This is a genomic window from Labrenzia sp. THAF191a (assembly GCF_009363335.1).
In the GTDB taxonomy this organism is placed as follows: Bacteria; Pseudomonadota; Alphaproteobacteria; order Rhizobiales; family Stappiaceae; genus Roseibium; species Roseibium algicola.
Window position 1 is genome coordinate 3304292 of the sequence record NZ_CP045333.1, and the last position, 12582, is coordinate 3316873.

A 12582-nucleotide genomic window follows, 5' to 3' on the forward strand; every position below is an offset into this window, starting at 1 on the left:
GAGAGCGGGAATGCGTGCGTCTGTCCTTTTGAAGAAGGCTTCGATCTTCGTTCTGGCCGGGTTTCTGGCCGCCTGTCAGACGGGGCAGGGGCCAGCCCCGACGCCTGTCACAAGTGCAGCGCCTGCCGTTCAGACAGCGCCTCTTCCTGCCGTTGCCTATGCGCCGGAAACGGCCGTCGAGCGCGGGTTCTCCGCGCTGGTGCTGAATGCGTCGACCGGCGAAGAGCTTTATGCGGTCGATGCGGATGCATCGAGGTATCCTGCTTCGCTGAGCAAGATGATGACGCTCTACCTGCTCTTTGATGCGGTTTCGCAAGGGCGTTACACGCTTTCCACCCCTTTGAGCGTTTCGGCCAAGGCGGCTTCGCAGCCGCCGGCAAAGATCGGCATCAAGGCCGGGTCGACCATCACGGTCGAGCAGGCGGCAAGGGCGCTTGCGGTCAAGTCGGCCAATGACGTCGCCATTGCCGTTGCCGAAAATCTGGCTGGAAGCGAAGCGGCCTTCGCCCGGCAGATGACGTCCCAGGCGCGGGCTCTTGGCCTGTCGCGTACCCGTTTCGTCAATGCCACGGGCCTGCCCGATCCCGCGCAGGTGTCGTCGGCGCGTGACATGGCGGTGCTTGGCCTTGCCCTGAAGCGGCGGTTCCCGCAATACGGCAGCTATTACCGGGCCAGGTCGTTTGACTACAACGGCCGCACCTTCCGGGCCACTAACAACCTGGTCGGCAAGGTTGCCGGTGTCGATGGTCTGAAGACGGGCTATATCCGAATGTCCGGCTACAATCTGGTAGCGACTGCCAACCGTGGCGGCAAGCGACTGATCGTCGTCGTCATGGGCGGGGCGAGCGAGGCTGCGCGGGACAAGGAAGTGACGCGGCTGATCGAAGCCTATTCCTGAGCTGTCCGCAAAGGTTCGGCTGGTATTGCACCGGAAACCTTCTCGACAACTGACACCCGATTGCGGCCGGTCCGTTTGGACAGGTAGAGGCTCTCATCGACTGTCTTGAGCAATTCGGCTGACGGCAGCTGGCTGCCGTCGCCGTGATAGACACCTGCCGACGCCGTCAGGTTGAAGTCCTGCGGGGCGAACTCGAACCGCAGGTCGGAAATGCGCTCGCGCAGGCGATCGGCAACCCGGAAGGCGTTCTCGCGCGAGATGGACGGCAGAAGCACCGCGAATTCCTCGCCGCCGAGGCGGGCAAAGCAGTCGTTCTGGCGCAGATGCGCCTTCACTTCCGAACAGACCTTCACAAGCGCTTCGTCGCCTGCAACATGTCCGAACCTGTCGTTCACCTGCTTGAAGTGATCGAGGTCGAAGTGGACCAGACCGAAGTCGTCCTTCTGCGTTTCCTGCAGGAGGCTTTCCAGACGTGTCTGAAACTCTCTGCGGTTGAAGGCACCGGTCAGGGGATCGCGCCTTGCCGCCTCCCTGTTCCGGTTCGCCACCAGCTCGAAGGACAGCGCAAGGGAGAAAGCGCCGGTCAGACTGACGAAGACGAGTGCGCACATCAGGTGAATGTCGACAATCAGGTCGTCGATCATGCCGGGCCCTTGCGGGCCGCCGGAAACAAGTCCGTGCACCGTGCGCAGCACACCTTCGGCAGCCAGAAAGAAGAACGCCAGGATGAGGCCTATGTTGGAAATCAAACCCCGGAACGGCCTTGAGGCGTAGACGGTAATGGTTGCGACGGACAGCAGCGTGAACACCACGTTGGAGGCCATGTAAGCAAGGGCGTAGTTGGAAAGCAGATACGCGCAGCCTGCGACGATGCCGTAGGCAAACGCGGGCGCGACAACATTGCTGAGCTTGCTCGGCATATCCGCCAGGAGGCGTGCCGCGTGCCAGTGACAGCCAAAACCGAGCAGCAACAGCGTGTTGGGGAGCAGATAGGCGACCAGAGGCGGCAGCATGCTGCTGAGCGCAAAGCAGATCAGAGACGACGCCAACAGGGCATTTGCAGCGGCCCAGCTCAACCAGTGAATGCGTGGACTGGTCTGCAGGGAAATGGCCAGGAAGCAGATGGCAAAAATCGACAGCAGAAGCACATTTGCCGAAAAGAGTGTCGATAGATCCATCAAGGCAGTCTCCGGAACCGGTTCCTCAATCTCACAAAGGATAGTGATTACGTTACGGGATAGGGTCTTGCAATCCGGTTAGCCGCGATAAAAAAACTTTTATCAAATAGGGAATTCAACGCTTTGGTCCCGTTTACGATACCTGTGAAATTTGCGGAGGCAATGCGGCATCTTTGGGGCGGCAGGGCGGGTGTGGTCGCGGGCTGCTTATTTATAACGCCCGCATCCGGATTTCTATTTGACGACCTGCAGGAACCGGCAAAAAGAAACCCCGCTGTTGCCAGCGGGGTCTCGTTTCGGGTCGATGGGGCGAACCTTGTTAGTTCTTGGTCTTGTCGACGAGCGCGTTGGACTTGATCCACGGCATCATGCCGCGGAGCTTTTCGCCAACTTCCTCGATCTGGTGTGCGTCGTTCAGGCGGCGGGTTGCCTTGAACTTGGCAGCGCCTGCACGGTATTCCTGCATCCAATCGGAAGTGAACTTGCCGGTCTGGATGTCTGTCAGGACGCGCTTCATTTCCGCCTTGGTTTCCGGCGTCACGATGCGCGGACCAGTCACGTACTCACCCCACTCTGCAGTGTTGGAGATGGAGTAGTTCATGTTGGCGATGCCGCCTTCGTAGATCAGGTCGACGATCAGCTTCACTTCGTGCAGGCACTCGAAGTAGGCCATTTCCGGAGCGTAACCGGCTTCAACCAGAGTTTCGAAACCGGCGCGGATCAGTTCGACGAGACCGCCGCACAGAACAGCCTGTTCGCCGAAGAGGTCGGTTTCGCACTCTTCCTTGAAGGTGGTTTCGATGATGCCCGAACGGCCGCCGCCAACGCCACAGGCGTAGGACAGGCCGAGGTCATGGGCATTGCCGGAAGCGTCCTGGTGAACAGCGATCAGGCACGGCACGCCGCCACCCTTCATGTATTCGCCGCGCACGGTGTGGCCCGGGCCCTTCGGTGCAACCATCAGAACGTCAACGGTCGACTTTGCTTCGATCAGGCCGAAGTGAACGTTGAGGCCATGTGCGAAGGCGATTGTAGCGCCGTCACGGATGTTGGCTGCGATGTGGTCCTTGTAGATGTCGGCCTGCAGTTCGTCCGGGGTTGCCATCATCATCAGGTCGGCCCAGGCAGCAGCGTCAGCCACGTTCATGACCTTGAAGCCGTCAGCTTCTGCCTTCAGAGCGGTCGTGGAGCCCTCGCGCAGGGCAACGGCGATCTCCGTGCAGCCGCTGTCCTTGAGGTTCATGGCATGGGCGCGGCCCTGCGAGCCGTAGCCGATGATGGCGACTTTTTTGGACTTGATCAGGTTAAGATCAGCATCACGATCGTAATAAACGCGCATGGGTTCCTTTCTCCCGTCTGCATTCTGTCGTTGGAAGGCCGGTTTTCCGGTCTTGATTGGTTCTGGTGTTTCCCAGTGGTTCCGAAGGTTCGCGGCGATCAGGCCCCGAACAGACGGTAAAAGCGATCGACGGCCACTTCGGCCTGCGATTTCAGATCCTTCTCGGCAGGACCAGCGGTCTCACCCAGAAGGAGGCGGATATGGACGTCCCGAATGGCAAGGCCGTAAAGCACCTGGTAGGCGTCTTCGGATTCGTCGAATTTCAGAAGCCCGTGGCGGCGACCGCTGTCCAGCATGGCGCGCGCACGGGCGGAAATCATGTGTTTGCCGCGCACCAGCAGAAGCTGGCCGAGGCGGTTCGAATTGGTGTTGGACTGGCCGATCGACAGCCGGTTCAACGCCAGCGAGGTTTCGGAAAACAGAACACCCAGCAGAGCTTCGACAAAGGCTGTCACATGTGCCCGGAAAGTCGCCGCATCGGCGGTGGCGCCAGCCTCGGAAGGAAACTGAACCTGGCTGGCCTGGAACGCGACAACCGCAGCCAGCAGGCCGTCACGGTCGCCGAACCACTTGTAGAGGCTTTCCTTGGAACAGCTTGCCGTGCGGGCAAGGCCTGCTGTCGTCAGCGCCTTCTCGCCACCTTCGACCAGCAGCGTCAGCGCATGTTGCAACACCACCTGCTGGCGCGGCGAAAATTCGGGCGCTGCATCCGGGCGGGAGGTGGCAATATCGTAAGCGGTCGCTGTCATGTCTCAGGTCGGATCGTTAATTGTCAGTAGGGAACCGTACGGTACGGTTCGGGTGTGGTTATGGCACCGGCGACAGGACAGGTCAAGGGTAATTTTGCACCTATTCGGCGTAGGTGCGCATCTGGGCAAGCACTCTGGAACAGGCGCTTCAAAGTGTGATCGGAGTAGACGTTTACGCTTACTTCAAGTTTGGCTTGCGTCTCGAAGAAAGTGCGGATTAGATTTTCGTATTCAATTTTGTTGTCTTGTATTTTCTTGGGTGTCTTTGAGATGTTGACCATCAGAAAACTCATTGCCGGGCCGTTGTTGCTGGCCTTTTTTGCCTTGGCTACCACCGGTGCAAGCGCTGCACCTCGGGTAACCGCAAAGATCGATCTTTCCGAACAACGGCTTTATTTGTACGTCGACGGACGTTTGCGAAACAAATGGCCGGTTTCAACTGCACGCAAGGGATATCGCACACCAACGGGAAGCTGGCGCCCGACCCGGCTGGAACGCGACTGGCACTCGCGCAAGTACAACTGGGCACCCATGCCCTATTCGGTCTTCTTTCTCGGCGGATACGCCATACACGGCACCAACGATCTCAAGCGGCTGGGCCGTCCCGCCTCGCACGGATGCATCCGGCTCCATCCCAGGAACGCCGCTCAGCTTTTCAATCTTGTGCGAAAGGTTGGTCGCGCCGATACGAGGATCGTGATCACGCGGTGACTTGAGGGGGCAATTCATCCGTTGCTACCACCGGCCGTTTTCAGGAGCGGCCTGTGTGGGCACAGGTTGCATGGCTTTGGCGTGGCGGCTTACCCTTCAGGAACTTTCAGCGTGATTCCCCTACTGCCAAGCGGAGGCCATCGTGACCGCCTGCTCGAATTTCTGTCGATGCCTGTCAGCTGCCCTTGTGTTGTGCCTGTCGATTTTTCTCGCACTGCCGGCATTGGGGCAGACGGCGGAAGGGGACGACAATCCACCGCTGCCGGTCTCGCCGGTCAGCGTCGGCCTCTACATCAGCCCCCCCTTTGTCATGGAGGAAGAGCCGGGTGTCTATTCCGGCATGGCGGTGGATCTTTGGGAAGCACTGGCGCAGAAAAACGGTATTCTCTACGAATATCGGATCTTCCCGACCATCCGGGAGCTGGTGGACGCCGCGGCGGACAAATCCATCGGTATTGCCGTCACCAACCTGACGATCACCCGCAAGCGCGCCGACAGGATCGACTTTACCCAGCCCTGGTTCGATGCGGGCCTGCGCATTCTCGTGCCTGACAGTCAGGGAGCGAGCTTCAGCGAGGTGTTAACGGGCCTGCAGGAATCCGGTTATCTGAGAGCCTATGGCTGGTTGGCACTTGTGATCGTGTTTGCAACGGCTCTGATGACGCTGTTCGACCGGCGTTTCGACAAGAACTTTCCCCGGGGCTGGCCGGAAGGCGTGTCGGAGAGCTTTTATGCGGTCATGTCGGTGGTGACATCCGGCAAGGCACCTTCGCGCAAGAACCTGTTTGGTTGGCCAGGCCGCATCTGGCAGGCGCTCTGGCTGGTCTGCGGCATTGCGGTGATGGCCTATGTGACCTCGTCGGTGACAAGCGTCATGACAACCCTATCGCTCACAAACCAGATCAACAGTCTTGCCGATCTGCCGGGCAAGAGTATCGGTGTCTTCGTCGGCAGTGTGGCCGAGGAGTTTGCGGAAGCATCCGGCTGGTCGCACCGGTCATTTGACGACATCGAAGGTGCAGTCACTGCTCTGCGCAATGACGAGATTGACGCCGTTGTGGGCGATGCGCCTGTCCTTGAGTATTACGCTCACAGTCACCCGCGGGCGAATGTCGAGGTGATCGGCCCGATCTTTGAACCGGACAAATACGGCTTTGCCCTTGCGCACGGCAGTCAGTGGACACGGCCGTTGACGCTGGAATTGCTGACGGCGCATGAGACGGACATGATCGAGCAAATGCGCGTGCGCTACTTCGGGGACGAGCGCTAGGAGCCATTCCCTAGAGCTGTGGCTGCGCGGCAGCTCTCAACCAGTCAACGACAATGGCGGCCGTTTCCCGGTTCCGGCTGCGGTGCGACAGCACGGCATGATAGGCGTTGTTTGGCTGCAGCGGCGGCAGGCCGGCGGGGACCAGCAGACCGTTTTGCACGTGGTCACCGGTGATCGAGCGCCAGCCGAGCATGACCCCGTGGCCCGACAAGGCCGCCTGGGTGGCCTGGACATAGTTGGAAAACCGGAGGCCTTTGGCCGAACCGGCGGCCTTCTGCCCCGTGCGGGCAAGATACTCCTGCCAGGAAATCCAGCGGCGATCGCTGGTGTCCACATGGATCAGGAAGGCTGAGCCCAGGCTGCCGCCATCGGCGCGGATGCGCTCGGCAAGGGAAGGGGCGCACACAGGCTCAACCAGTTCGCGGAACAATTGTTCGACCGTGCCGTCGTCCCAGCGGCCGTCCCCGTAGCGCATGGCGATATCGGTCCCCTGGCCAAGCCGGGGGACTTCCTGCTGCGTGGTGTGAACGTTCACCGGGATTTCCGGGTGGTCCAGATAAAACGCCTCAAGCCGCGGCATGAGCCAGTAGGTGGCGAAGCCGACGGTGCAGGCAACAGTGACAGAGGCGCTGGCCGGATCGGCAAGAGCCTGGATGTCATTCAGGGCTTCGCTCAGCCGTTCGCGGTTTTCGATCACCGCTTTCAGCAGGATCTCGCCGGCGGCAGTGAGGCCGGCCGGCCTTGTGCTGCGATCGATCAGGGCGGTGCCGACGTGCTCTTCCAACTGTCGCAGGGACTGGCTGATCGCCGACATGGATACATTCAATTCGCCCGCCGCCGCCTTGGTGCCTCCCGCGCGTTGAACCGTCTCGAAGACGGTGAGCAGCCTGAGCGGGGGGAGGCGGAGCATTTGTCTGTCCAAGTTAAGTGAATGCTTAAGTTAAGTTTCGATTTTATCGCCTTTCCAAATCGCCAGTGCAAGAGCAACTTCATAGAAAGTAAATGGAACGCAGAGCTTTGCGGTGACTTGTGCGAAGCACCTGTAAGGCTGATGAGCTAAACTTAAGGACGGATCTGATGCTTGGAACTGGTGATGCAGGTGTGTTGCTGCAGGAAAAAGGCCTCGATGTGCCACTGAGCAACGGGCAAACCGCCTATTTCAATTATTACTGGCTGCGCGACAATTGCCCGAGTTCCTTCGACCCGGAAACCCGCGAACGCGTCAATGACATCTTCGCCCTGGACGAAGCGCCAAAAGCAGCCTCCGCCGCCATTGTGGGAGGCGATCTGGAAATCGCCTGGGCCGGCACAAACGACGTCTCCCGCCTGCCGCTGTCCCTGCTCAATGCCTATTCCAAAGGCGAGAAGCGCCCCGATATCGCCAACCTTCGAAGAGTGCCCTGGTACGCTGACCACTATCCGAAGATGGCCCGTTTTTCCCATGACGAGGTTACGAACGACACCGCGCGTCGGCGTGACTGGGCCAAAGCGATGCTGACGGATGGTGTCGCGCTCTTGACCGGCTTGCCGGATACGGATGAAGCGCTCACCGACACGGCCGGCCTGATCGGTTATGTGCGTCCGAGCTACTTCGGCCTGACGTTCGAGGTAAAAACCCACATCAAGCCGACCAACCTTGCCTTCACTGCCAAGGCCTTGCCGCTTCACACGGACTTGCCGGACGAGGATCTGGCGCCGGGCGTGCAGTTCCTGCATTGCCGGGCCAATTCGGTCGAGGGAGGCAACAGCATCTTTGTGGACGGGCTGGCTGTCGCGGAAGACTTCCGCAAGGCCTATCCGGAAGACTTCGAACTTCTGATTACCGTGGATGTTCCCTATTTCTGCGAGCATGACACGTTCGACATGCGGTCCCGCCAGCGGGTGATCGAGCTGGATGAGCACGGCAATATTTCGGGTGTCACGATCAGCCAGCACCACGCCGATATCTTCGATATGCCGCAGCATGAACTCGACCGTTACTACCCGGCCTTCTGCCGCTTCGGACGGATGATGCGGGACGACAAATACCTGATGCGGTTCCGTCTGAATGCGGGCGAATGTATTGTCTTCGACAATCACCGCATCGTGCACGGTCGGGCTGCCTATTCGGCAACCAGCGGCAATCGGCACCTGCGTGGTTGTTATACCGACAGGGGCGAGCTGCGCTCCACCTACCGGATCCTGTCCGGGGAAGGACGTTTCAAATGAGTGTCGTTACGGATGTACGCTTCGGGGCTGACCCGGACCGGCAAAGCGAACAGGCCCTGCGGGAAGACCTCGCAGCTGCCTTTCGTCTGGCGGTAAAATTCGGCTGGAGCGAATCCGTCGGCAATCATTTCAGCGCCGCGGTTTCCGAAGATGGTTCGAAATTCCTGATGAACCCCAAGTGGCGACATTTCGGGGAAATCAGGGCCAGCGACCTGTTGTTGCTCGATGCCAATGATGACACCGTGATGGCGGGCGAAAATGCCCCGGACCCATCTGCCTGGTGCATTCACGGCACGGTTCACCGGGAAAATCCCAAGGCGCGGGTGCTGTTCCACTGCCACCCGCCAAATGCGACCGCGCTGGCGACGCTGCAGGATCCATCAATGAAACCGATTGACCTGAACACCGCCCGTTTCTTCGGCAAGGTTGCGGTTGATCTCGGCTTCGGCGGCATGGCTGACGAGGCGGAGGAGGGCAGGCGGATTGCCGAAACACTTGGCGACAAGCCGGTTCTTGTAATGGGCAATCACGGGGTGTCGATTTCCGCCGTCACTGTCGCTGAAGCCTTCGAGCATCTCTATTTCTTCGAACGGGCCGCCGAAACGCTTTTGAAAGCCTATGGGACCGGTCAGCCGCTGGCCATCATGTCGGACAACCTTGCCGCCAAGACAGCTGCCGAATGGGAGCCCTATGTCGGCATGGGCTATGCCCATTTCGACTATTGGAAGCGTGATCTTGACCGGAGCGAGCCGGATTACCGCGACTGAGATCCGTCGATGCCGACTTGCTTTCGCCTCTCCAATGCGGGGAGGCGAAATGCATTTGGGCGAAGCATGGCAATCCTTCTTCGTGTCGCCCCGGACAAGCGCAGTGCAGATCCGGGGGCTATTCGCAAGACACATAGCGGCATCGCGTGAGCTGGAAATCAGATGTCAGTGTGAGCTTCTAATCATTGATCATCATTCAATTTTGAGCAGGAGAGGCTTTGTCGCAAAATAGGTCAGGATCCGGATCAGAGTTCGGCTTCCGCCTCACTTGTCCGGTATGACGGGTAGGCAAATGTTCCTGCAATAGACCGCCAAAACTGCAGAAATCTAACCTGTAGTAGCGACCTAATACCCGTTCAAACGCGCCGACTGCTAGCCTTTCTCCATCGCAATTTGCCAAGCTGGAGGACAGAGCATGAGCGCGAAGAAGATCCTGATGATCACGGGAGATTTCACCGAAGATTATGAGACCATGGTGCCGTTTCAGACGTTGCTTGCCATGGGGTACACGGTTGATGCGGTATGCCCCGGCAAGAAGGCCGGCGAGACGGTCGCCACCTGTATCCACGATTTCGAAGGCGACCAGACCTATTCGGAGAAGCGCGGCCATAACTTTACGCTGAACGCGACCTTCGCCGATGTCGACGTTGCCGGTTACGATGCCCTCGTAATCCCGGGTGGCCGGGCACCGGAATATCTGCGTCTTGATGCGGCTGTCATCGATGCCGTGAAGCATTTCATGGACGCGGGCAAGCCCGTTGCCGCAATCTGTCACGGCGCGCAGATCCTGACTGCTGCCAAGGTGATTGAAGGCCGCACCGTTTCGGCTTATCCGGCCTGCCGTCCGGAAGTGGAACTTGCAGGCGCCACTTACGCCGAGATCGCAATCGACGGCGCCGTGACCGACGGCAACCTTGTTACCGCCCCTGCATGGCCGGCGCATCCGGCATGGCTGTCGCAGTTCCATGCGGTTCTGGGCGGTGCAGCCGAAGGTTCCCTGGCTGCCTGAGGCAAAACGGTGCGGGCCAACAAAGAGCCCGCACCATCAACTCCGTTTGCCTGGTCCGTGAAAGCGCAAGAGTGGTGCCCCGGCGGCGGACGACGGGTCCCGGGGGCGCCACCTACACGCTACCTGACCACTTTCCCGCACGCGGGAAGCGGACTAGGCTGAGTTCAAATAACGGGCGTTGAGATACCGCGACAGCTCCGCGATTTCAGCTCGCCAGTCCGTCACGAAGGAAACATCATGTGCAAGCTCTTCATCGAGGCAGATTCCACGCTTTGGGAAAGCACGACAAAGTCGCTGCGCATTGACGGCATGGTGACATCGGTGCGGTTGGAAACCTTCTTCTGGAAGGTTCTGGACGAGATCGCCGGACGGGACGGCATGAACGTGGTGCAACTGATCACCAAGCTTCACCACGAGAGCATCGACGCGGGCCATGATCTCGGAAATTTCACGAGCTTCCTGCGCGTTTGCTGCGGCCGGTACCTGGCCTTGCAGCTGTCTGGCGATGTGCCGACCGACAAGCGCCTGCCCATCGCGGGCCTGGATGCGGACGGCATTCTGGAAGCCGAAACCGGCCGTATGCATTGAGACATGCACCGGAATGAGTGCAGGAGCTCTCCCTCGTCATCTTGGCCGAGCACAACGCTGCCAGGATGACGTGGGATGGCTGATCATGTGCTGGTGATACAGCGCCTTGTCAGGCAGCCGCTTTTTGAGAAAGCGCCAGACGCATGTCTTCGGCGACCGCAACCGGGCCTGCCTCGGTCGGGACCTGGAACAGCCCCAGTTTCTTCGTGACCTTGCCCAGCAGCACCGATGCCGTCATCCAGACCAGGAGCGGAGCGACAACCAGTGGCAGGGCAACAGGCAGGAGCCAGTAGAACATCTCCGGCGCATAGGTGTGCGAGAAGGCGATTGCGCCGGCACCTGCAATGCTCATCCACCAGGTGGCGGAAAACGCCGCGGTGATCGGCAGCGAGCCGTCATCCCGATCGGCTGTCGGCCAGCCGCTGTCAGCACCCGTCAGCACCTGAAACACCGAGCGGCAGTGGAACATCATGTGGATCGGTGCAAGGATCGAGGTCAGCAGGATTTCAAGGAGAAAGCTGATCAGAAGCCGGACCGGACCGCCGAAGTCCGCCGAGTTTCCGCCAAAGAGCGCCCGGGCAACGAGCAGCAGCTTGGGCAGGATCAGCAGAGCTACCAGACCGAAGAGCAGGGCGAGCGCCGTGGTCGTTTCCGGATGTGGAAAGACCGGGAATGGCGAATGACCGTCGAAGTAGACCGGGGGCGGAGCAACCAGCGGGGCGGCAAGGCTTGCCAGCAGGAAGATGCACCAGATCGGCGAAGCCAGATAGGCAAAGACGCCTTGCAGGATCGAAATCCGGCTCCAGAAGCGGAAGCGCGGGGCCGCCAGAATGCGGCTGTGCTGCAGGTTGCCCTGGCACCAGCGCCGGTCACGCTTGGCGTAGTCGACCATGTTGGCGGGGGCTTCCTCGTAGGAGCCCGTCAGGTCCGGGTCGAGACGTACCTTCCAGCCGTCGCGCGCCAAGAGCGCAGCTTCAACAGTGTCATGGCTGAGGATGTGACCACCGAAGGGCGGTTTGCCGGTAAGCGGAGCCATGCCGCAGGCTGCTGCAAATGCGCGGGTGCGGATCAGCGCATTGTGTCCCCAGAAGGTGCCTTCCTCGCCCTGAACGGCGGCAAGGCCGCGCGCGAAGTAAGGCCCGTAGAGACCGGTTGCGAACTGCAAGAGGCGTCCGAAAAGCGTGGAGAGCCCGATGATCTGCGGCAGCGACTGCAGCAGCCCCAGTCGCGGATCGGCCTCCATGCGCCGGACCATTTCCAGGATGGTCTTGCCATCCATCAGGCTGTCGGCATCAAGCACCAGCATGTAGTCGTAGGCACCGCCTGATGTCGTCAGGAAGTCGGCAATGTTGCCTGCCTTGCGGCCGATGTTCTTTTCGCGCCGCCGATAGAACAGGCGGCCACCGGCGTTCTGGCGAACAAGCAGTCGCTCATAGGCACGTTGTTCTTCCTCGCCGACATCCGCCTTGGTGGTGTCGGACAGGACGAAAAAATCGAACCGGTCCGCCGCGGGCAGGGCGGCAACCGATTTCATGATGGCCTCCAGGCGGGCGAACACCGGACCGGTTGCCTCGTTGTAGATCGGCAGCAGAACGGCGGTGCGACCGTCGGGCAAAGCTTCTGCTGTTGCCCTTTCTTCAGGCGGAAACAGGATGCCGAAGAGAGCGATACATCCGCCCCAGGCCAGCCAGAAGCTTGCTACCGCCATCAACGCGATGCGGACGATGTCCAGCCAGTCGAAACCGTCCGACTGGACAACAATGGCAAACATGTACGAAGCGCCCGTGGTCAGGCACAGGGCGATCACTGCCATGGCCAGCCGCCGGAAGGCCGTCGACCAGGCTTCGGAGCTGGCCTTCTTCATG

General features: G+C 60.1%; 12 protein-coding genes. 7 read left to right on the forward strand and 5 right to left on the reverse strand.

Going from position 1 to position 12582, the window contains the following annotated elements:
- Nucleotides 1-10: 10 nt before the first annotated feature.
- Complete coding sequence (locus FIV05_RS15130; RefSeq protein ID WP_152510124.1) at nt 11-898, forward strand: D-alanyl-D-alanine carboxypeptidase family protein; 888 nt, start codon at nt 11-13, stop codon at nt 896-898.
- Here FIV05_RS15130 and FIV05_RS15135 read toward each other — a convergent pair.
- The 3 genes from FIV05_RS15135 to FIV05_RS15145 all read right to left on the reverse strand — a co-directional run bounded on the left by FIV05_RS15135 (nt 889) and on the right by FIV05_RS15145 (nt 4164).
- Nucleotides 889-2076 carry a GGDEF domain-containing protein gene (locus tag FIV05_RS15135; RefSeq protein WP_152510125.1) on the reverse strand — a complete coding sequence of 396 codons (1188 nt, stop codon included), beginning with the start codon at nt 2074-2076 and terminating at the stop codon, nt 889-891. The genes FIV05_RS15130 and FIV05_RS15135 overlap by 10 nt on opposite strands.
- A gap of 319 nt (nt 2077-2395) precedes the next feature.
- Nucleotides 2396-3415, reverse strand: coding sequence for a ketol-acid reductoisomerase (gene ilvC / locus FIV05_RS15140; protein ID WP_152510126.1), 1020 nt, complete (start codon nt 3413-3415; stop codon nt 2396-2398).
- A 98-nt stretch (nt 3416-3513) separates the two neighbouring features.
- Nucleotides 3514-4164: a TetR/AcrR family transcriptional regulator gene (locus FIV05_RS15145; RefSeq protein WP_055655398.1), complete on the reverse strand. Its 651-nt coding sequence runs from the start codon at nt 4162-4164 to the stop codon at nt 3514-3516.
- 270 nt (nt 4165-4434) lie between these two features.
- On the opposite strand from FIV05_RS15145, the gene FIV05_RS15150 reads away from it, so the two are divergent.
- On the forward strand, nt 4435-4875 hold the full coding sequence (locus tag FIV05_RS15150) for a L,D-transpeptidase (protein ID WP_152510127.1): 441 nt from the start codon (nt 4435-4437) through the stop codon (nt 4873-4875).
- 142 nt (nt 4876-5017) lie between these two features.
- Nucleotides 5018-6145 carry a transporter substrate-binding domain-containing protein gene (locus FIV05_RS15155; RefSeq protein ID WP_209009671.1) on the forward strand — a complete coding sequence of 376 codons (1128 nt, stop codon included), beginning with the start codon at nt 5018-5020 and terminating at the stop codon, nt 6143-6145.
- Nucleotides 6146-6155: 10 nt separating this feature from the next.
- On the opposite strand, the gene FIV05_RS15160 is transcribed toward FIV05_RS15155, so the two are convergent.
- Nucleotides 6156-7055 carry a LysR substrate-binding domain-containing protein gene (locus FIV05_RS15160; RefSeq protein WP_152510128.1) on the reverse strand — a complete coding sequence of 300 codons (900 nt, stop codon included), beginning with the start codon at nt 7053-7055 and terminating at the stop codon, nt 6156-6158.
- Between the two features lie 167 nt (nt 7056-7222).
- Here FIV05_RS15160 and FIV05_RS15165 point away from each other — a divergent pair, with 167 nt between their 5' ends.
- From FIV05_RS15165 to FIV05_RS15180, 4 genes are all read left to right on the forward strand, one after another.
- Nucleotides 7223-8353 (forward strand): TauD/TfdA family dioxygenase, encoded by a 1131-nt coding sequence (locus FIV05_RS15165; protein WP_152510129.1) that lies wholly within the window; start codon nt 7223-7225, stop codon nt 8351-8353.
- The gene (locus FIV05_RS15170) at nt 8350-9120 is read left to right on the forward strand and encodes a class II aldolase/adducin family protein (RefSeq protein ID WP_077292383.1); all 771 of its coding nucleotides are present in this window, start codon (nt 8350-8352) and stop codon (nt 9118-9120) included. The genes FIV05_RS15165 and FIV05_RS15170 overlap by 4 nt, the downstream gene beginning before the upstream one ends.
- Nucleotides 9121-9535: 415 nt before the next feature.
- Nucleotides 9536-10129, forward strand: coding sequence for a DJ-1/PfpI family protein (locus FIV05_RS15175; RefSeq protein WP_173013858.1), 594 nt, complete (start codon nt 9536-9538; stop codon nt 10127-10129).
- Between the two features lie 237 nt (nt 10130-10366).
- Nucleotides 10367-10717 carry a ribbon-helix-helix domain-containing protein gene (locus FIV05_RS15180; protein WP_006932881.1) on the forward strand — a complete coding sequence of 117 codons (351 nt, stop codon included), beginning with the start codon at nt 10367-10369 and terminating at the stop codon, nt 10715-10717.
- 109 nt (nt 10718-10826) lie between these two features.
- Here FIV05_RS15180 and mdoH read toward each other — a convergent pair whose 3' ends face one another.
- Nucleotides 10827-12581: a glucans biosynthesis glucosyltransferase MdoH gene (gene mdoH, locus FIV05_RS15185; RefSeq protein WP_152510130.1), complete on the reverse strand. Its 1755-nt coding sequence runs from the start codon at nt 12579-12581 to the stop codon at nt 10827-10829.
- Between the last annotated feature and the right edge of the window lies 1 nt (nt 12582).

What these genes read in the sequence shown, in the direction of transcription:
- ilvC (WP_152510126.1), bottom strand. Translation starts at nt 3,415, where the DNA reads ATGCGCGTTTATTACGATCGTGATGCTGATCTTAACCTGATCAAGTCC.
- FIV05_RS15135 (WP_152510125.1), bottom strand. Translation starts at nt 2,076, where the DNA reads ATGGATCTATCGACACTCTTTTCGGCAAATGTGCTTCTGCTGTCGATT.
- FIV05_RS15160 (WP_152510128.1), bottom strand. Translation starts at nt 7,055, where the DNA reads ATGCTCCGCCTCCCCCCGCTCAGGCTGCTCACCGTCTTCGAGACGGTT.
- FIV05_RS15130 (WP_152510124.1), top strand. Translation starts at nt 11, where the DNA reads ATGCGTGCGTCTGTCCTTTTGAAGAAGGCTTCGATCTTCGTTCTGGCC.
- FIV05_RS15170 (WP_077292383.1), top strand. Translation starts at nt 8,350, where the DNA reads ATGAGTGTCGTTACGGATGTACGCTTCGGGGCTGACCCGGACCGGCAA.
- FIV05_RS15175 (WP_173013858.1), top strand. Translation starts at nt 9,536, where the DNA reads ATGAGCGCGAAGAAGATCCTGATGATCACGGGAGATTTCACCGAAGAT.
- FIV05_RS15180 (WP_006932881.1), top strand. Translation starts at nt 10,367, where the DNA reads ATGTGCAAGCTCTTCATCGAGGCAGATTCCACGCTTTGGGAAAGCACG.
- FIV05_RS15145 (WP_055655398.1), bottom strand. Translation starts at nt 4,164, where the DNA reads ATGACAGCGACCGCTTACGATATTGCCACCTCCCGCCCGGATGCAGCG.
- FIV05_RS15150 (WP_152510127.1), top strand. Translation starts at nt 4,435, where the DNA reads ATGTTGACCATCAGAAAACTCATTGCCGGGCCGTTGTTGCTGGCCTTT.
- FIV05_RS15165 (WP_152510129.1), top strand. Translation starts at nt 7,223, where the DNA reads ATGCTTGGAACTGGTGATGCAGGTGTGTTGCTGCAGGAAAAAGGCCTC.
- mdoH (WP_152510130.1), bottom strand. Translation starts at nt 12,581, where the DNA reads ATGAAGAAGGCCAGCTCCGAAGCCTGGTCGACGGCCTTCCGGCGGCTG.